The following is a 20,919-nucleotide window of genomic DNA, read 5'->3' as shown; positions in this document are numbered from 1 at the left end:
ACAGATAATGAAAAAACTTCATAAAAGGTTTGTCAGTTTTCTGACTGCAACGGTTATGATGAGCAATCTTATGCCGCTTGATGAGATGATGAATCTACCTATTCACTTTCCAAAACTTCCGTCTATTTTTACAGCTTCCACCATCAAGGCGAATGCGGTTGCGGCTGACAGCTTTAATATAGGCGAAGTGTCTTTTTCAACACCATATGATTTTATCGACTATTGTTCTTACTATGCCGATGATACTTGTATGATCACTGTTGAGGAAATGATACAAGACCCCGAAGGTGAAGAAGGTACTCTTATATCTCAGCAGGTCACCAAACAGTTTGCAGATGCTCATCAAAACGATAATTTGACGTTGACATTTGGCTCTGATACGGGTTCACGTGGAGAGATACCGGAGGGATTTGTAGGTCTTGGCAATGATGATTATCCTTTTAACGGAACAATAACTCTCCCTGATAATGGTTCGGGCGCTTTCCCTTTAAGCACATATGGGATACCTCTGTTTTCTCATGTCAATAATTCTGTAAAAATTCTGAGCAATTCCCGTGTTCATGACGTGGATACAGATACATATTACTATCCTGAAATAAAAATACAATTTGCAAGACTTTCAAACGTAGGTGCGGATACGAGCGCTCCATTATTCGCTCAACACGTTTACAACAATAGTTCGTCAACTCCTGCACATTGGAATGTTGAAACGGTAAGCACAAACGCATTAACGTATTCAGGTGTTATTGGAGATATTACTGCTGATACAGAGGTCAACTTGACATATACGAATAGTTCTGCTGCTGATGTAGTATCAAATGCCTCAATAAGCGATTCTTACTATGTCGCAGATGTTGGCGCTATATGCGGTGAAATGCAGACCGGTTCGATACTTAACCTCTCATATACTGATAACTCATCATCATACAGCATTACATCTGCCTACGGTAATGCGGGCGGGCTTGTAGGCTCTATGAATGGTAATGCAAGAATAAACCTTCTTGCTATGTCTTCTGCATCTGCTTCCAAAAGTGTTGTCTCGACCTCGGCTTATTCCGGAGGTCTTGTCGGAAATATCACATCAGAAGCAATAATTAATATGGATAGCGGATTTACGGTTGGAGGTTCTTCAGCAACATCTATCCCTGTCGGCGGCAGCGTGACAGGTGCGGCTGGTGCCGGCGGTTTGTTCGGTTACTATGAAAACGTAACGGCGAGCAATACATTTGATATTAAAGATTACAGTAACGAGGCTTCTGTTTATGGGCGATATTGCGGAGGTCTTTTCGGTGTTCTTGAAAATAAAATGGTATCATCTGCACCAAATACCCTTACAATTACAGATACCACTTCTTCAGGACACGCTACATTGACTGCAACATCTGGTTCAGGTAACACATATGACGAAACCGGTTATTTTGGCGGTCTTGTTGGCAGATATACAACTGATAGCCTTACAAACAGCCTTGAACTTAGCGAATTAGAGTATTCTGTAGCTTCTGACGACTCATTCAATGCATTTGGTGGAGCGATAGGATATATTGATGTAGCTGCGTATGTTAAGGCTGACAATGTAGCTATAACCGCAAGTGGAACGGAGAGCAGGGATTCCATAGGCACTTCCTGCAACAATTATGCATTTTTCGGTGGGCTTGTAGGCGCAACTTCTGCAAGTTACGGTGATTTTATTGACCTTGGCGACTTTACGCTGACGGTAACAGATACCTCTGGTTTTAACGGTGGCGGAGTTGTAGGACAGTTCTATAACGGAGTTCTTCGTTTCAGTGGTATTACGGACATGACAAGTGCAAAGCCTAACGGTGCATACGCTACCACAGATGCTGACGGCTTGCGTTATGCAAGCTATGGACAGCTTGTAGGCTATAATGATAATGTTCTTGTATATGCACTTGGTAATGGTTCTGACGGCAACTCATATGGTAGCGGCTGGTCTTTCAAGCGGTCAAGTGGAGCAATTTCAGATGATCTCGGCACATGGGGCGAGGTTGTACGCAGTATTGATGATAGCACTTCAACCAATGCTATTTATTTTGACAGTACAAGTACAAATCATACTGCAACAATTGCTGCTGCCAAACCATCTATGGGTAATGCCGATGATTTTGTAAGAACAGCTCTCAATATTCAGCTCAATCAAGGCTCCGGATACAACTGCCTATTATTTACATCAGGCAATAATACCCGTTCGTATCTTCTTGGTACAACTCTGACCATTTCAAGTGGATTCAGTCTTTCCGGAACGGGCATCAATGGTTTTATGCGTGACGGTACAGGTATAACTGTCAGTGAGGGCGTTGCGGCTTCAAGTGCAACCAGCTCCGATATTGGCGGTGTAGGAACGTTCATTGGAACACTCAGTGGCGGAAACAATACCATAACCTTAGCAACAGGAGAAAAATATGGTTTCGGTATTAGTTCATCTTCAACTGATGAAGGTATAGGTCAAATTTATCGTCATCAGTATAACGGTCTCTTTTCTGTAATTGGAAACGATACAACAGGAACAGGTACGGTCAATAGCCTAAATATTGCCGGAACCATCAATATTCGCAATGCGGGTGCTGACGGCATGAGCTTTGGTGCTGTCGCTGCTCGCTCACACGGAAACACTGCACTTAATGCAATTACAGTTTCAGCAAGCGGGACTAACGCTTTGACAGTTAATTACCATGAAGGAGCTATTTCACCTGGCACCGAGGATTTAGGTAAGAACATTGGCGGCTTTATTGGGTATGTTGATGAAAACACCGATAATGGAATAATTACTATTACAGGAACATCTACTGCTTCTCCTAAATTTGTGTTTACAGGTTCTCATAAAACCTGGCTGGTTTACGGAGGTGTTATAGGCAAAATCGCATCTGAAAGCATCATAGTAAACATAGAACAAAGCGGCAGTAATATCTTAACTGTTGGAATGAATACTGATGTAGATAATGTGACTGTTATTGGTGATAATTCTGATTGCGGCGGACTTATTGGTTATATCATTTCAAATGGCAGCTATGATGACCGTAAAATAAACGTTAGAAATGTAGAATTCAATGGCTGTGTGATTAATAACTGTGCTGAGAAAACAGCTGGTGGATTTCTTGGTTATGCCTGGATGAATACAACTACGACCATTGATGGAGTTACTGTAAAGGGAACAAGTTCAATCAATAATACCGTTTTATCCAAAACTGCTGCTAACGTTGGTGTTATTTGCTATGTAGCCACCGGCAAGTGGACAGTAAATTCACTTTCCATAAAAAAGATGTCTATGACTAATGGCGGCGGAACATCACTCGGCATAATTGTCAACAAGGCTTATAACAGCACTGATGGCTTGTATCTTGACGTTCTGAATTCCGGATATAAATTAACGAATGCTGATATAACACTACCAAATAGTATAGGCGATTTTGACGAACTTGCTGCTTATTCAGCCAGTGATGTGATTGCAGGCGGCGGGGGCGTTGTATCAGTAAATACGAACAGTAGTCGAAGCGGAACGGAAGCAAAAATAACTGTCAAGGGTACATATCAGAACCAGATTTCAAGGGCAGCCAGCACAAATATCACTGCTATAAATGCTGCCAAGTATGCGAATGGAAAATCAAGATACTACTACAATCTTGATGTAATGTCAAACGCAGATTATGGACAGAATCTGGTATTGTGGAGTGTAAGCAAGTATGCTGCTTCCAATATTGCAGATGAATTCATTCAAGGCGAGGGAGAAAGCTTTGGTACAACGATTGCTGCGGATTCTAAAACAGGTATATTAACCTTTAGCGGAACTGCCAATCTTACAGGTCTTTCTTTCTATCCGCTAAAAAATGCTGACACCTATACCATAGGTGATCTTTCACTTACATTTGATTATAGCGGAATCTACTCTACTGCTGAGAATGTAATCAATGGTGACAGCTATATCCGTGACCCTGGTGCTGTAAATCAGCATTTCCTGATGCATTCGGGATTATTTATGAATTTAGAAACAGGCAAGGCAATAACGGTAACAGGTGATTTATCGCTTGCCGGAACATTTCTTGGTCTTGACGGTACGGTTGATGAGACAACAAATTCCGCTAATGGATATAGCGGTGTTATTATCAGCAAGGTGATGAATGGTAATTTCATATGCGAAACCGGTTCGATTGCACTTGCCGGAATAACTCCTAAAACAACAGATAACGGTGCATATACAGGCGGTTATTTGCTTATCAATAATATAGTTAGAGAAAGTGATACCGTTGCTGCTCCTCAGCTCATTATAAATAATCTTTATTCGGGAAGCGGTTATACCGGCACTCTCCCTGTTGCAAGCAGTCTTATAGGCAGTGCAACGGGTAATGATCTTACTATAAAGTTTTCTCATGTCAAACTCGATGCAAGAACTACTGCATTATCAGGAAACAGCGGTTTGGATACGGCATATAACACATCAAGGTCTATATTTAATGATGCTGTATTTTTGCATTCTATCAAAACTAATCAGACAGCAACTCTTGAATACTACTATACCTATGCAGAGGATTGGGAGGACGGAGACGATGCTGATTCAGTAGCAGACAGATATGTAACATACGGCAAAGAAGTTAAGGACTCCTTGGAATACAGAGAAAATGATGTTAGCCTTGAAAACTGCTACTCCGGCTCAAATCGTGCCTACACGAACCCCATATCGGGAACAGGAGGAGTATATAATTTCTCAAGTGGTTGGCTGCCTTATGTTGCCGTAGCATTCACAGCAACAAATGCCAATGAAATGTATAACAGAGAGTTGAAGGTCAATGTCGAAAAGACCGGTCCTGAGACCGGATGCGGCACTTATAACCACCCTTATGTTGTATCAGGTGACAATCTTGTAGTTATTGCCAAATTCATCTCCTCCGGTGAGCCGAGTGATATGCAGAGCATACGTCTGCCTAAAACGCAGCTCAATGGAATTACAAATAATGCAAAAGGTGATCGTTGGTGTGCAAGCAAAACTGGGTGCGCTGTATTTGAGCTTGCTACATCCGGTGATAACAACGGAAAATACGTCTATACTGATTCATCAACAAGCCCTGCAACGGTTTACACATGGACTTCTGATAATGTTCGTCTGTACCTTGCAAGTGCATATTATAAGATAAACAGTGATATTACTCTTGGTGCTAACTATGTCGGTTTAGGCTGTACAACAGTAATAAATGGAAATTATGCTTTCCGAGGAGTTATTGTTGGAGAACAGACAAGTGCAAGCAATGCCGTTCCAAAATGGACTATCACGAACAATAGCCCTTATCCGCTCATCAATGTCTCTAACGGAAGCGTTATAAAAGACATTAATATTGATGTTGACACAGATACTATCGTGCGTACTCAGTCCGCTGCTACTAACAGTGCTGCTTATTTTGGTTATAATTCTCAGTGTCAGTATTACGGTGGAATCATTGGCGAAATTATGGGCGGCGACAATATCATTGACAACAGCTATGTGAGATATTCTTATACCGACACCGATGGTGATGAGAACGATGAATCTTTCTCTACAGCGATACAGTTGACAGATAACGGAACAAATACTTATGGTACAATAGTGCCTGTCGGCGGTTATGTGGGTGTTGTTGTTTATGGCGGTCTTATTTTCAAAAATATGACTTCCTCAAAAACAACTGTAGCTAATACGGGACTTAACGTATATTACAAGACTAATACAACACATAATCTTGCACAGGATTCCGCTGAGGAAGCAATTTATGTAAATCCGATTGTCGGACGTGTCATCAACGGTTATGCGGTCAATGAATCAAATCAATTATCAGTGACCGAAAACGGCACTTATCACGATGATGCTAATAGTGACGCAGGTGCTGCAAGAACAGGAACACAACACACTCTGAAAAACGGTAAAAAGCATTATTCTATTGCCGATATTCAGAAGTATACGACTATAACAACAGCTAATTCACTTTCTGTCACACCACCTACAAGTGCAACAGCAGACGGAACGATAACGGTTCCTAATGCACAAGCACTCTTCATTCTGTCGCTTATAACGCAGTCTGGTGCAGGAACAGCTACAACGTCTAACAGCAATGCTTATGTAAATTCGTTTTCGTATGGAATTAATAATACTAATGTTTACGGTATGAGCCATATAGCGGATTATAGTGACGTGGGTACTGCGGTCACGGATAAATACACAGTAACGGACTATGATAATTTTGCAAGCAAAGATACGGCTGCTAATACCGCTTTACCATATATAATCAAGTGGTATACATACGGAACTTCCACAAACACTCATCATGCTTCGGGAGTAAAACTGTTTTCAGGCGATGATCCCAATGGAAAAGAACTATACATCGCATTTGGAAATATGTTTTTAAGCAGTACAACAGGTACTTACTCTAATGCGAAAGGATTTCAAGCTGTTAATTCTGATAATACAACAAAATTACCGTTAACATTTACTAAAATAAGTGGCAATGATTATACAATATCTTTTAATAATGGTTCTAATTATATTGCATTTGAAAATGGTACAAGTAGAAATATTATTTCATCTAATAATTCATACAACTTCGAAATAACACAAATAACCTCAGGAGAAGCGGCAGGAAAATGGGAAATAAAGGGTTCTACTTCAGATAATAGGAAATACTTAGGTTTAAGAAATGGCAATCATTTCACTGGTCAGGCACAAGGTGGTGGAGGTAATGGAGCGCAGCTGGATTTCTATGAGAAGACAGGCGAAGAATATGACGAAATCACATACAGCTATCCTGCTCGCTTTGTAACATCATCAACAGGATATTACGACATAAGTCTTACAGGTTCTTCCTATGTCATGCCTGATAGTTTCCGTGGATTAGGTTGTGTTGGAAACTATGTAGCAGGAAGTAAAATGAAGGTTGACTCTTTTACCTCTACTGCGTCTAAGTGCACAATAGATGTTGATATATACTTGAATAAGTTTGAGTATGACAACTACTTCAATAACCTTCATTCAACTACAACCCAAATTTTGAGTGCAGACAGCGGTACTAATAATGTCAGCAAGTCGGATTCAAACCACGGAATAGGCTTGTTTGACAGCATAGTAACCAAAAATGCAAGCAGCAGTATTTCCAATTTCACTCTCTCTGGTTCTGTAAATACTGAAATTTTCAGTAACGATTACAGCGCTTCAACACACGAAATGGATATTGTTGCATCGGCAACTGCAAGATTTCTGAGCGTGGGTGGTGTCTGCGGTGCAAGTTTGACTGATGTGAATATTACTTTTGATCAAATCTCATTGAATGACCTGACAGTATGCGGTTCAAGTGCCGTAGGCGGTCTTCTCGGCTATTCCGGCAATGTTGGTAAAGCTGTTAATGGTGTAGAGACAAACATTATCACAGCGACACAGTGCAGTGCAACAAATCTTTCAATGAAGATGAATTCAAGTTCCGATCAGGAAAGCTCCGAAAAAGCCCGAAATGGTTTAGGCGGATTTGTAGGTGTATGTTTCCAAGGAAAGGTAATCGTTCAGGGTAATTCAGCAAGCTATTCAACAGTAGGTTTGAAATCTATCGGCTTTGAATCAGCTAATGCAGAATACCTTTCATCAGCAGGAGGACTTGTTGGTTTCGCAGGTGACGGCTGTCAGGCTTACAATATGAAGATACAATCAAGTGATAGCAGCAGCCCTGTTACGATTGGCGGCGGAGGAATACGTTTTGCCGGCGGAATTTGCGGAGCTATGCAGTCGAGAACTTCCGGTGCTTATGAAAAAACAGAAAATGGTCACACGGCAGGCGATCCTATACCCGATTATGTGCCGACCTGTTATGCTGTTTTTGAGAATTGCACAATAGAAAATATCAATTTCAAAGGTCAATTTGTCGGCGGTATCTATGGCGGCAAATGGGGAACAACAGGCTATACACCTTATTCAATCGCCATAAACAATTGTAAAGTGACGGGTAATTCTGCTTCACCAAACACAATAGAGGCAGTGACCGTCTATACAACTGATGCAAACTATGCAGGCGGATTTATCGGTAGAGCATTGGTATTGGATAACGGCGATCCTAACATTCTCATTCAGGATAGTACCGTTTCAAATTACAGCATTAAGGGTACTTATTGTGGAGGATTCATTGGTTACTCTGGTTCATTTGCTAATAATAGTTCTGTAACCTGCTATATTCACGATAGTTCTGTTATTAATTGTACTATGGGTGATTCCGGTAATTATGCCGGCGGTGCTATCGGACGAATTGACAGAAAAAGTGCATCAAGCACAAACAAAATCCTCGGCTATAATATCAAACTTGATGATGTAGAAGCTGTAACAGGCACTAATATGGGTGCTTGGGTAGGCTATGTTGACGGAAGTGATGATACAACCTCTATTCAGTTCTCGGGTATGGCTGTTTATGAAAACGGTTTTACTAAAAACGTAGGCAATAGGGAGAACTTCGATAATGCAAGCTTCGTATTCGCAGATTATGACGGACGGAGTAAGACATCAGCCAATAACACAGTATCTAATTTCAATGATACTAACAATGTTGGAATGCCTAAAGCTCCATATGTTAATATCAATCCACACTCTGCTGTTGGCACTAATGAAATCATTTCAGGTGACGGTGCTGTGCTTTTCGGCTCATCAATCACAGGATACAGCGGTAAGACTGCCGACCAAACTATGGCAGCTAAAATCTATTCGGAACTTAGCGACACAACAAATACAAGACGTTATACTTCATTTGTTGATGATCCTATTCCGACAAGAGATGATAATACGGGCGTATCTATTGATAATTACATGAAGCACATAGCAGGCGAAGACGGAGATCGTATCTCGACTTATCAAACCGAGGCAGGCTCATTGCCAACAGGAGTAAACAATTTTGCTGTGGTTGTTATATCAAACACAGACAACACAGAGACAACTAATCTTATCAATCGCTATATTCAGTTAGTAACAAATACTTCCAACGACTATACAACTTCAAGCAATTATTATAATATTGCAATAAACACTTGCAAGTACAGCGGCGGAAAGTTTAGTGTTATAACTGATACAGATGATCCTGATTATGCTCCTGGTCTGACGTTTAATAATGGAGTATTCGCTTTAAGTGGTGCAAATGCTGATTCGGGAGCAAGAAAAGAAAACACATTTACGCTGATTGACGTTCAATTCACCGATCCTTTTGACTCAGATCATACTGATGTAGCTTATCATCTGTATGTTCCTGTATATACAGTCAAGCAGATGACATTCAGTTTCTCGGCTGCAGCACTGACCGATACAAACTCTGTTACATATCAGACACCATCAGTTGTTTCTGACTATGAAGCTGCAATGGCAAGCAATAATCGTCTTCACGTTGACAGCCTTAACACCTGGGTTACACAATACATCAGATTTTCCTATACAGCAGAAGACTTGAATATCCTGCTTTCTGCTGGAAATCTTAAATGGAATCATAACAAGTATGTGACATTCAACACGCAGATAGCTTCGTATAAGCTGCCGGATGATACTTACATGGTACTTGTTGACCCGAACGGAGATTCAGATAAGGTATACTATGCATCAGCAGATGACTTTGAAGCTCTGCCTGATTCCGGCGAAACCGGTTATATTTTAGGTGAAGCAGGCTGGAAGATTGATTTAACTAACTTCACAAGTGATAGCGGTGGTACTTCATTTTCCGTAAGCAGCTTTAATAAAATGATTGCAAAGGAAATCGAGGTTGAAACATTAGAATCAGATACAGGAGGAATGTATAATGAGCTGACATTCGCAGAAGGTCATACGGTCACAGATAATGAGTATAGTGTATATCGTATAGACAACAACGGAATAAAGCACTATTATGAATATGTTGGCGGCAGCGGTAATATCAACTTGTCCGTTTCAAATAGTTATGTTCTGAACGAAGATTACTATATCAGTATGTATGTTCCAAAGGTTGACGGCTATGATAGTGAACTATATTTTTATAGAATTGACTCACCATCACGGTTGACCGGAACAAAATCTGCTGCAAGAACTTCAAATTCACCTTACAATGTTCTTATTGCTGATTTGTATGAACAGACAACCTCTTACACATTAGGAAATACTCAGGTTCAAATCACCGATTCCAATAGGCATATTGAAGTTAATGCAGAAACCACTATCAGATTAACAAATGATACAGCGAGATCATATTTACTTGATAGCGGCAAACCACTATATCATGCATTCGATATTTCATTGAACTGCTATGGCGAGGACGGAAGTGTAGTAAATGAGATCGCCGGCTATGATGCTACAAACAGCACAGCTGCCTATAAAATAGGAAATAGCTCAGCTACTGCTTGTGTGGTGGATAAGCAATCAAACTATATACTCGTAAACACAACTAACGTGATGTCTAATCTGCTAAATGCAAGCAACTACACCTTAACAGTATCTGCTGATATAGACATGGTATTTTCAGATATTCAAGCTGAATTTCCTGAAAAACTCACTTCAAATCCTCGTGTTGGTGTAAAGGTCTCTGCCACATCAAATCTTGCTTATGACAGTACACAGCTTACGCATACAAGTATGACAAAACCGTTTGCACCAAATAATTACTACTATTACAGAGAATCAGCAAACGCTTCGATTTTAACCTACAAAGCCAAAAGAGAATTAGACATCTATGATACCATAGGCGAGGAGAGTAAGAACTATTCAAGGCTGGGTGTAAATGGTCGAACCTCTAACGGCACAAACAACGATAGAACTGCTATGTTGATAGACTCGGAAGCGGTATTAAATGCAACGGCAATTGAGGACGAAACACACGCAACAACAAGAAAAATACGATTTACTTTAACATTAAATAAGAAAACGGATACTCCTCAAATTGCCAATGCAGCTATTACTAAAGTTGAGTATGTCAAAGTAAGTGATATTTCAAATTATCTTTCTGGTATTGATTTAAAAATTGGCAATACTTCATTAACAAAGATTGGCGAAAGCACAAACGATACATATATCTATGAAATGTCAATAGATCCTGCAACTGATAAGATTTATAGTGCAACAATTCAATACTATGTGATTACCGGAAGCGGCTTCACTGAATATGCAAACTATCAAGTATTTCTTGAAGCCGAGTTGATTGATGGCAGTGGCGAAACAATTGGTAATAAGCCTACTGATTATTTGGTATACACCAATGCAAAGGTATATCCTACTGTTATTGAGCAATCTAAAAGCAACCCATAATTAACCCGAAAACGGCTCTGGATGAAATATTCCGGAGCCGTTTTTATGTCAACTTTGATTCCGGTGGGATCAAAGTTACCCTGCCCTGCTACCACACATTAAATAGCCCTCGTAAGCGTATAACCGTAAGCGTATAACCCCCAGCACCTACCCCACCGAAGTCTAATAAAGTATAATAAACTCCAAGGAACACCATGAAGTAAATTGAATAATCCAAATTGATCCATGGAGTTCATTGGAGACGATTAGACAAGGAGGTAACAGGTATGGACAAAACAACATCCATCACAACAATCAAAAAAGAAATGCAGCTTCAGGAATGGTCTGCGCAGATCAAAGCACAGCAGGCAAGCGGTCTGACGATCCGGGAATGGTGCAAAGAAAAAGGGATCAAGCCAAACACGTATTACAACCGCCTAAGAAAAGTTCGTGAAAAGTATATCGAAAATTCTCCGACCATCGTTCCTGTATCAGTTCCTTGCTCAAACGAAAATATCCGCATTGAGAAAAACGGACTTCAAATATCTCTTCCGGCAGATATATCTGCGGACACTCTGACCGCTTTGGTGCATGAGCTATGCTGAATGATCTGGCAGCGGACGCACAGGTCTATCTTGTTACGGGATACACCGACCTTCGACGCGGGATAGACGGACTTGCGACTATCGTTCAGGCTCAGCTTCGACTTGACCCGTTCTCGAAAGCATTGTTTTTGTTCTGCGGCAGACGTTGTGACCGCATCAAAGGTCTGCTGTGGGAGGGCGATGGTTTTCTGCTGTTGTACAAGCGCCTTGACAACGGAAGATTCCAGTGGCCGCGCAGTGAGACCGAAGCAGTAATGCTCACATCTCAGCAAATTCGCTGGCTTCTGGAAGGCTTGAAAATAGAGCAGCCGAAGGCTATCCGTGAGGGAAAGCCGGGGGCGCTGTATTAAGGCAATACTTACCGAATATTCAGAATATGTGCTTGAAAAGCCCCTCTTTTCGTGGTATCATTAAAGTATCATCACGAACGGAGGGGTGCTTTATGTCCGAACCAAATATGACATCGGAAATTGTATCGCTCCGTAATGAAAACGCTGTTCTCAAGGAAGAACTAGCACTTGCCAATCAGCAGTTAGCGTGGTTCAGAAAGCAGATATTCGGAAGAAAAACAGAGCAGACATCTGTTGTTATGGAAAAGGAGTTCGGTGTTCAGCTTTCCATGTTCGGAAACAATGAAGAAAAATCCGCAGCTAAATCTGCCGAAACAATTACTGTTCCCGAACACAAGCGCAAGAAAAAACGCACTCACGATGAATGGATGAACAATCTGCCTGTAAAAGAAGAACATCACAAAATTGACAACCCGGTATGCGAAATATGCGGCGCCGAAATGGAAGAACTGACTCCCGAAAAGGCTTACGATGAACTTATATTTACGCCGCCAAAATATCATATCCGCAGGCATATAGTACATAAGTACAAGTGTCCCGAGTGCGGAGAAAAGCCCGAAGAAAGGGACGAACCTTGTCATATCATCCGTGCGCCATATCCTCACGCTATGATCCCGGGAAGCTATTGCTCTCCCGAACTTCTGGCTCATATCATCTACGAAAAATATGCAAAGTCAGTACCTCTGCACCGTCAGGAAAAGGACTTTAATTCCAAAAACATACCTCTGCTCAAAGCGACTATGTCTAATTGGGTAGGCACTGCTGCCGAAAAATGGTGTTTGCCGATTGTGGAGAAAATGCATGAGACGCTTATCGCAGGGCAGATGATCCATGCCGATGAAACGACCGTTCAGGTGCTTCACGAGGAAGGCCGAAAGCCTACCACGACATCAAGAATGTGGGTCTACTGCAACGGCAAAATGAATGACAGGAGCATCATCATTTTCGATTATCAGCCGACACGAAAGGGTGAGCACGCCTCGAATTTCCTGAAAGGATTTATCGGCTATCTTATCTGTGACGGATACGATGCCTACAATGCAGTCGAGGGTGCTAAGCGATGCGGCTGTATGACTCATGCAAGGCGTGGTTTTATTCAGGCTCTTCCGAACGACCAAAAGCTGCACAGCACTTCTGTTGCGGCAAAGGCAGTAGAATATTTCAACAAGATATATCACGAAGAAAATCTGCTTGCCGACAGCTCCACAGAATACAGATATAAACAGCGCCTTGTGAAGGTAAAGCCTTTGCTTGACGAGTTTTTTGCGTGGCTTGAAAATGTTCAGGTCAGTGGTAAGGGCAAGCTGACAGATGCAGTAAGATATGCGTTGAATGAACGGAAATATCTTTACACGTTTCTTGAAAACGGAGACGTGCCTATCGACAACAACAGAGCCGAAAACGCAATAAGACCGTTTGCGTTAGGCCGAAAAAATTGGCTGTTTTCAAATACAGCAAACGGAGCCAGATCAAGTGCAACGCTGTATTCGATCATTTCAACTGCACAGGCGAACGGTGTTGATGCTGAGAAATACCTGACCGAGCTGTTTTCACAGCCTGCGGGGACGATATTATTACCATGGAGGGAAGAAAATGAAACTTAGTAATGAAGATGCAAAGCTGTTTTATGAACTGTTTTTTCCACTGCTTGACTATGTGAACAGAGAATATCATATACTTCCTGAGGAAGATTATTTCGGGCAAGGAATGATCGACCCACAGGACGCTGCGGAGGTTGCCCACTTTTTATGGGAACGGACATGGATCATTGATGATTATCTTGAGCGATCGGATCTGCCCGAAGAACACATGGAGATACTTAAAAGCTGGAAAGGGTGCATCACCGGCAGATTTATCATTGAGCGACATTGGAAAAAGGGATCGGTATTTATATCGATCGATGACAATTCTGTTTTTCTTGTAAACGGCATTGTCAGCAGTTGGGAGGAAATGCTGAGAAATGCACCGATGCCAACTTTGCTTGATGCAGCGCTTCTGCCATTTAAAAATGCGATCATTTCCGATGGCCTGGTATCTGTTATGCCGATCATATTCGGTCCGAACAGCAAAGCTGATTTCAAAGAAATATACATGGACGCAAAGAGAAATGGAGAAATCAAAGCCAGAATATGATGTTACGGCCGGGTGTTATCTGCCCGGCTGTTTGCTTTTATGATGCGGGGGGTTATACGCTTACTAGCCCTCAGAGTATAACGCTCCGAGGGCTTGTTCATTTATAGCACATATTTCTGCCCTCTCCGTTGCAACTCAGAACATGACCTGACAAAGTTGACAGAATTGACAAACCTGTTTTGTCAGGTTCTTGTCAGGTTGTTGTCAACCCACTGAGAGCCGATCTGTGCTATACTAAAATTACAGCCAAAGGACAGCGCACAGCTATCCGAATGACTGAATAAAAGATTGGAGGAATACCAATGAAACACTATAACGACTTCCTGATCGTGGGCATCGACCACGGTTACGGCAACATCAAGACCGCCAACACGGTCACGCCCACAGGCATCACCAAGCTCGATGCCGCACCGACCTTTACGAAAAATACTCTTTTCTTTGAAGGGAACTACTATCAGATCGGTGAGGGACACAAGGAGTATCTTGCCGACAAGTGGCAGGACGATGACAACTACATCTTCACGCTTATGGGTATCGCCCGTGAGCTGAACCAAGAGGGCATCACCTCGGCTAAGATTTACCTCGCTGTAGGACTGCCGATCACCTGGGTAGGCAGACAGCGTGAGGATTTCCGCAAGTATATGTTGCAGAGGGAGAGCGTGGACTTCAAATACGAGGACAAGCTCTACTCCGTCCGCATCATCGGTTGCTATGTGTATCCGCAGGGCTACGCTGCCGTGGTGGACAAGCTGAACGATATGACAGGTCTCAGCATGATTGCAGACATCGGCAACGGAACGGTCAACATCATTTTCGTCAGCAACAAGCGTGTCATCAACACCAAAACCTACACCGAGAAAATGGGCGTGAACCAGTGCGTAAAGGCTGCGTCCAATGCTATGATGAACAAGCTGGGCGTGACCGTTGACGAGACCATTATCCAGTCGATGATCCGTTACGGAACTGCCGACATTGACAGCGAGTATGCCGAGGTTCTCAGACAGGCAATTTCCGAATACGCCGAGAGCATTTTTGCTCTGCTCCGCAAGTATGAATATGACCCGAAAATGATGCGCCTTTACATCACGGGCGGCGGAGGAAAGCTCATCAAAAATTTCGGAAACTATGATAAGGATAGAGTAACTATCATCGAGGACATTAAGGCTTCTGCAAAGGGCTATGAATATTTCGCCGTTGCACAGCTTAAAAAGGAGGAGAAGAAATGAGCAAGGTTCTGACTACTTGTTTCCGCTTCAATATGGATAACCCCGAACACGCCAAAGCCTGGGACTATCTTCATAACTATGATAAGGACAAGATCAAGTCCACCAATGTTGCAGCCATTACGGCGGTCAATGACTACTTTGACCGTATGGGAAAACTGGCTGATGACCCGTATTTCGAGACCCGTCAGCGTGAGGAGCGTTTCATTCAGCAGATCGTCAGCGAGGTAGGCAAGGCGTTTATCGCCGAAATGCCGAAGTTTCTCGCAAGTCTGATGCTGAGTCTGAACAGCAGTTACCCTGTACAGTTCAATGAGATTCGAGCTGTTCCCATGGGAACAATGGACAGCAGAGGATATGCCGTGAGCGGCAATCCGAGCGCCGCGGAGGGCTTTGGCAACGCTGATAACAGCGAAAATGATGATTATTCCGGTATTGATTTCGATTTTATCGGCGGCTGATACTGCTTGAAACAGCTTTACCGCCGTACATATATCGGAGTGTTACAACAACAGCAACAAACCAATAGACGGTGGAAAAATCGGGGATATAACGCAAAAATGCCCGATAGCATTTTATGCGAAAAGAGAAAGCCTGCAAATATCACAGAGGAATTTGCAGACTCGAACGCAATCGGCGGAGCGAATTGCTTATGAAAAAACGGCTTATCGCCGTGATGTCTTGTAATAACAGGACCGTGACCCGTCGGATTGCGCCGGGCAGGTAGCACCGATGTAGTGACACATCGGTCTCCCTGCTCAGAGACGTTCCCCCTCCGAGACCTTCCCCTAAGACCGCCGCAGGCGGAGAAAGGATAAAAATGATAAACAGAAAGCGCTATCACTCGATCAGTCTGAAACTGACCGACGAGGAGCTTCAGCTCTGGAATACCAAGCATGAAACAAGCGGACTGAGCAAGACCGACTATCTGATGCAAGCAATCAGGGACAGCGAAGTCAGGATCTACAGCGTGGCAGATGACATCGCACCGCTTATCCACGAGATTCGCAAGATCGGCACGAACCTCAATCAGCTTGCTTACTATTCCAACATCGGGCAGGACGATAAGGTCAGAGCCGAGATCGGGGCTATCCGAATTACCAATGAAGCCGTCATGAAGCGGATTCTTGCATTTCTGGATAATCCGAAGTTCAGCATTAAAGGCGTTAAGTGATGTACGGAAATGTCAATGTGGACTATAAACCCTGCAAATCGCAGATACAGCTTGACCGGGCTTCACGGTATATGCTGGGTGAGCTGCCCGAACAGCAGCAGGCAGGTGTCATAAAAACTGCGCCGCATTTGTGCTGGGAGATGAACTGCGACCGCAACATTTATTCTTGTGACATTCTCACCACACGAAAGCTGTTCGGCAAGCGTGATAACAAGCGGACGAACCTTGCGTTCAAGATGTCGCTGTCGTTCTCTCCCGATGATAATGACAAGCTGACCTATGAAGAAGTGTTTAACATTGCAAAGGAGTTCGCCGAGAAGTTTTTTGACGGCTATCAGGTCATGTTTGCCGTTCACACCGACAAACCGCACAAGCACGTCCATTTTCTTCTGGGCAACTGCCACACCGTCACAGGCAAGGCATACCGCCGCAGTCAGAAAGATTTGCAGACCATGTGCGAATTTTTCGGGGAGCAGTGCATGAAGCGAGGGCTTGTACACTCTGTCCGTAAGGATTATTATAACGATGATCCCGACCGTGACAAGGAAACCTTTGCCGAGAAGCAGATGAAAGCTAAGGGTAAGGAAACATTCAAAGATGAACTTCGGGAAGTCATTCGTATCGAGTGCGCCGACTCGAACAACAAAACTTTAGAAGATGTGGTCAATGCCCTGATGAAGCATTATCATGTGGAATGCCGTGTCAAGGGCAACACTATATCCTACCGTCACCCGAATTATACCGATAAGAACGGTAAACTTGTCTCGGTCAGGGGCAGTAAGCTGGGTGACAAATATACAGTGAAAGGAATCAAATATGAGCTTACCAAGATTTGGCGAGGGCAAGAAGCCGACAGAGCCGAAGCCCTCACCGCCGACAGTACAAGAACCGCAGACAGAACACAAACAGCAAACGGCGGTCTTTACACGGGAACAGATGATAAAAGAAGCGGAGCGTATCCACAGGGAGTACGAACAATCACACAAGGCACAGAGACAGGGGGTAAGACCAATGGAAACCAAGAAACAGGCAGCACCTTTGCCGGAACTGGACGCAATCGAAACGAGAGTTCGGGAAATGGCGGAGGAGATCGGAGTATCGTCAGTGGACGCACAGAGGGACGAGAGAGTCCTTCTTCTGGTAACGGCAACGCTAAAGATGTGCCAACTTTTGAAGAACTATTCGACAGCTATAAACGCCGAAATACAAAGGTTGTCCGAACATCAGATGCAGAACCTGAGCCTGCAAGAGCAGTACGCAAAAAGCGTCAGGACAGAGGTCTCTGACAGTGTTTACAACATCTATCATCAGGTCAAAGCGCAGGAGAAAGAAGCCATCAACGAGCTGATGCAGTATGTGCAGGCAAACAGCGATCAGATGGAGAAGGATATAACTTCCTGCACCAACAGCGTGAGATCGGCAACAGCGGCGGCGGAAAATGCTTCCGAGCAAATCAGCAAGTCAGTAAAACGTTTCTGCACCGTCAGAACGATTGGCGATGTTTTGTACTATGCCGCACCTGTTGCTGTGGTGATTGATGTGCTGCTGAGGTTATTCGATTTCATCTGATGAGTCGGATTTATCGGTGTCCTCATCTTCTGTAAAGGCATCGGGATCAAGGAAGAACTCTTCATCGTCATCGATCAGATCGTCATCATCAAGGTCATCATCGTAATCATCTTCAACCTCAAACAGATATTTCAAAGGCTTCGTTTCCATAATATCAGAGTCCACATCTAAGGCAAAATTGAATACCCATTCGAGCTTGTCTTCGATGAAATCGGATTCTCTTTTGTGATCCATTAAGTATATGCGGAAAGCCCTGTCCAGTTCAAATTTTGCGATTTTATCATCATTTTTAAGCAAATGGCACAGCCCTCCGACATATAGCGCATCGGCAAAAGACTCATATCTGGGTACAGTTCTTGGTCTGAGATTTGCAAGTGTATTAACGGCTCTATCAGCCCACGCAAGTGCTTCATCTGTTTTACAGGTCATGAGGAGCAAGTAGGCATAACGGGTGATGATACGGCATTGTTCCACTTTGCCGCCGTTATCAAGTTCAAGACCTTCAAACAGTTCTATACCTCTTTGGTAGGCTTCATATAATTCTTCGGTGGAATCAGCCGTTTCCGAATATTCAAGGTAATAGGCATAGCTGCTTACAGCTTCTGCTTTCAGATATTCATCATCAAGTGCCATGATTTTTTCAATGGCGTTTTTCTGAAATTCCAATGCCTTGACATAATTTCTCTTTTCGGCTTCGATAGCGGCTTCTTCCAGTTCTTGTATCGCAAGCTGTTTCGGCTCTGTCAATCCACGAAGGGTAAAGGTTCTCTCATTCAGTTCTTCCATACGTTCAATATCATGGATACGCCAAAAGAATTTGAAACAGTCGAAGGCGACCTCCACGGCTTCAGTGTCAGGCTTTACTATGGGGAAAAATGCAAACTCAGCTATGATATTTCTTATATCGCCGAAATCGCACTGAATACTTTCATCTTTTCCGATAAGCCTGATTCGGTCTATCAGCTCACGGCAGATATTCTTGTCGGGTTTCAGGGCGCTGAAAACAATCTCCGATATGAAATGGCTCATCTGTATCATGCCGTTTGAAGTTTCCGATACAAAACCTGCGTCGATCAGATCGTCTATCGGCTGAACGCTGTTAATCCCAAACATGGCTATTGCTGCATCTTTTCGTATGGGGGCTTCTACTGCAACGTGCATCATACACAGAACCTTGCGATGAACCTCCGAGAGTTCAGAAAATCCGAACATATTTCTCAGAACACCGATAAGAGACTCTTTCATGAGTTTTCCATCTTTTGTGAAGGTTACTTTTTGATCAAATTTGGAATAGTCTCCGGCGAGAAGCTCAAAATCTAATCTTTCGGTTGTACAGCCGCCCTTTATCAGCATTTTGCCGACTATTTCTATGAAAAGAGGATTTCTTCCGAGCATACTGACAATGCCCTTAAGCCTATGTTCAGCTAAAGGCGTGGGGTTGTCAAAAAACTTTTCTACAAGCTCCATTCCGTCATTCTTGGAAATACCATTTAGCTTGAATGTAGTCACTCCCTCATATCGCCTGCGTGAAGTAAAGATGACCCTGCATTTCAGTTTGAGAATATCGTCCGCACATTCATCATCTTCAATGCCGACGTTGAAATTGTCAATAACGATAAGGGTGCTTTCATCAAGTGTGTGGAGAATATTAAGGTTGCTTATGTAGAGAGCGTTATTTGTATCACTCAGCGATACAGGCATATCCGAGTTCATATTTGCAATGATCGAACGCAGGCTGCCGCTGTAAAAATAATAACCGATTTTCTTATATTGGGAACGGTATTTCTCAATATAAGCACGAACAAACTCACTTTTGCCAACACAGGGATAGCCTGTCACAAACAGCTTGTTGTCCTTTGCAAACATTGTGTTCAGGTCATCAATATCAGACGCATAACCGCAGAAATGCGGACACGGCGGTACATATTCGCTGTTGGCGAACAATGTGTCAGGCGATTCCGGAGATTTTATGTTTACAGTGGGCAGTACATCGGCTTTCTGATCTGTAAACGGAACTTCATTCTCGGAAACATCAAAGGGTATAACTACAAAACATTCCTTTGTTTTTTCTTCATAAGGACGGACGATAGAAATGAACAGAACATCATAAATGAGTTCCGCAAGTGCGTTATCATCGGAATATTCAGGTTTATGGCTTGATAAAAATATCTGCATATAATCATCGGGGATAAATCTGTCGTTGGTGTAAAGCTCAAACAGTGCTTTCTGCATTGATGTTTTATCTACGATATTTGGAATAATGCTCATAATATCTGCGATCATGACAGACTTATCATTCCGCTGATAGAAGTCTACCCACGTTTTTGACGGCACACGCTTACCGTTGCCCAGACGTGAAAGCTCACTGCTTGTAAACGCCTGTTTTCTTTCAGCGGCGTTATATGCACCAAAAAGGTCGCTCATCATTACGTTATATGATTTGATCGTAGATTTTATCAGCCCACTGTACAGCAATTTGGTAACAGACTGAAAGTCGCAGAACTTGTACATAGATAGCCGCCTTTCAATAATTATCCAATATACATTATAGCACAAAGCGATATGTATTTCAAGTATCGGGAAATGTGCTGTGCTGTTATCACAAAATGCAGGCTCTCATTTTGTG

Annotated in this window: 11 protein-coding genes; 10 read left to right on the top strand and 1 reads right to left on the bottom strand. The window is 42.8% G+C overall.

Features of this window, described 5'->3' with window-relative positions; all coding sequences use genetic code 11:
- Positions 1 to 7 precede the first annotated feature (7 nt).
- The 10 genes from RUMAL_RS19985 to RUMAL_RS19940 all read left to right on the top strand — a co-directional run bounded on the left by RUMAL_RS19985 (position 8) and on the right by RUMAL_RS19940 (position 18,293).
- Positions 8 to 11,260 (top strand): hypothetical protein, encoded by an 11,253-nt coding sequence (locus RUMAL_RS19985; RefSeq protein ID WP_013483891.1) that lies wholly within the window; start codon positions 8 to 10, stop codon positions 11,258 to 11,260.
- Between the two features lie 266 nt (positions 11,261 to 11,526).
- A complete protein-coding gene (gene tnpA, locus RUMAL_RS19980) occupies positions 11,527 to 11,844 on the top strand; it encodes an IS66 family insertion sequence element accessory protein TnpA (RefSeq protein WP_013483496.1) in 318 nt (105 codons plus the stop codon).
- The gene (gene tnpB / locus RUMAL_RS19975) at positions 11,838 to 12,194 is read left to right on the top strand and encodes an IS66 family insertion sequence element accessory protein TnpB (RefSeq protein WP_013483393.1); all 357 of its coding nucleotides are present in this window, start codon (positions 11,838 to 11,840) and stop codon (positions 12,192 to 12,194) included. Before tnpA ends, tnpB begins: the two co-directional genes overlap by 7 nt.
- 92 nt (positions 12,195 to 12,286) lie before the next feature.
- Entirely contained in the window at positions 12,287 to 13,798 is a 1,512-nt protein-coding gene (gene tnpC, locus RUMAL_RS19970) for an IS66 family transposase (protein WP_013483394.1), read from the top strand.
- On the top strand, positions 13,788 to 14,327 hold the full coding sequence (locus RUMAL_RS19965; RefSeq protein ID WP_013483890.1) for a hypothetical protein: 540 nt from the start codon (positions 13,788 to 13,790) through the stop codon (positions 14,325 to 14,327). The genes tnpC and RUMAL_RS19965 overlap by 11 nt, the downstream gene beginning before the upstream one ends.
- A 302-nt stretch (positions 14,328 to 14,629) precedes the next feature.
- Positions 14,630 to 15,553, top strand: a complete 924-nt coding sequence (locus RUMAL_RS19960) for a ParM/StbA family protein (RefSeq protein ID WP_013483889.1) — start codon at positions 14,630 to 14,632, stop codon at positions 15,551 to 15,553.
- On the top strand, positions 15,550 to 16,011 hold the full coding sequence (locus tag RUMAL_RS19955; RefSeq protein WP_013483888.1) for a hypothetical protein: 462 nt from the start codon (positions 15,550 to 15,552) through the stop codon (positions 16,009 to 16,011). The genes RUMAL_RS19960 and RUMAL_RS19955 overlap by 4 nt, the downstream gene beginning before the upstream one ends.
- Positions 16,012 to 16,370: 359 nt before the next feature.
- Positions 16,371 to 16,724: a plasmid mobilization protein gene (locus tag RUMAL_RS19950; protein ID WP_013483887.1), complete on the top strand. Its 354-nt coding sequence runs from the start codon at positions 16,371 to 16,373 to the stop codon at positions 16,722 to 16,724.
- Positions 16,724 to 18,010 (top strand): relaxase/mobilization nuclease domain-containing protein, encoded by a 1,287-nt coding sequence (locus RUMAL_RS19945; protein WP_013483886.1) that lies wholly within the window; start codon positions 16,724 to 16,726, stop codon positions 18,008 to 18,010. The genes RUMAL_RS19950 and RUMAL_RS19945 overlap by 1 nt, the downstream gene beginning before the upstream one ends.
- The gene (locus RUMAL_RS19940) at positions 17,952 to 18,293 is read left to right on the top strand and encodes a hypothetical protein (RefSeq protein WP_028504500.1); all 342 of its coding nucleotides are present in this window, start codon (positions 17,952 to 17,954) and stop codon (positions 18,291 to 18,293) included. Before RUMAL_RS19945 ends, RUMAL_RS19940 begins: the two co-directional genes overlap by 59 nt.
- Here RUMAL_RS19940 and RUMAL_RS19935 read toward each other — a convergent pair.
- A complete protein-coding gene (locus RUMAL_RS19935; protein ID WP_013483885.1) occupies positions 18,276 to 20,804 on the bottom strand; it encodes a hypothetical protein in 2,529 nt (842 codons plus the stop codon). The genes RUMAL_RS19940 and RUMAL_RS19935 overlap by 18 nt on opposite strands.
- Positions 20,805 to 20,919 lie beyond the last annotated feature (115 nt).

Source organism: Ruminococcus albus 7 = DSM 20455 (assembly GCF_000179635.2).
GTDB lineage: Bacteria > Bacillota > Clostridia > Oscillospirales > Ruminococcaceae > Hominimerdicola > Hominimerdicola alba.
This window is presented reverse-complemented; position numbering and strand designations above follow the sequence as displayed.

What these genes read in the sequence shown, in the direction of transcription:
- RUMAL_RS19985 (WP_013483891.1), top strand. Translation starts at nt 8, where the DNA reads ATGAAAAAACTTCATAAAAGGTTTGTCAGTTTTCTGACTGCAACGGTT.
- tnpA (WP_013483496.1), top strand. Translation starts at nt 11,527, where the DNA reads ATGGACAAAACAACATCCATCACAACAATCAAAAAAGAAATGCAGCTT.
- tnpB (WP_013483393.1), top strand. Translation starts at nt 11,838, where the DNA reads ATGCTGAATGATCTGGCAGCGGACGCACAGGTCTATCTTGTTACGGGA.
- tnpC (WP_013483394.1), top strand. Translation starts at nt 12,287, where the DNA reads ATGTCCGAACCAAATATGACATCGGAAATTGTATCGCTCCGTAATGAA.
- RUMAL_RS19965 (WP_013483890.1), top strand. Translation starts at nt 13,788, where the DNA reads ATGAAACTTAGTAATGAAGATGCAAAGCTGTTTTATGAACTGTTTTTT.
- RUMAL_RS19960 (WP_013483889.1), top strand. Translation starts at nt 14,630, where the DNA reads ATGAAACACTATAACGACTTCCTGATCGTGGGCATCGACCACGGTTAC.
- RUMAL_RS19955 (WP_013483888.1), top strand. Translation starts at nt 15,550, where the DNA reads ATGAGCAAGGTTCTGACTACTTGTTTCCGCTTCAATATGGATAACCCC.
- RUMAL_RS19950 (WP_013483887.1), top strand. Translation starts at nt 16,371, where the DNA reads ATGATAAACAGAAAGCGCTATCACTCGATCAGTCTGAAACTGACCGAC.
- RUMAL_RS19945 (WP_013483886.1), top strand. Translation starts at nt 16,724, where the DNA reads ATGTACGGAAATGTCAATGTGGACTATAAACCCTGCAAATCGCAGATA.
- RUMAL_RS19940 (WP_028504500.1), top strand. Translation starts at nt 17,952, where the DNA reads ATGCAGAACCTGAGCCTGCAAGAGCAGTACGCAAAAAGCGTCAGGACA.
- RUMAL_RS19935 (WP_013483885.1), bottom strand. Translation starts at nt 20,804, where the DNA reads ATGTACAAGTTCTGCGACTTTCAGTCTGTTACCAAATTGCTGTACAGT.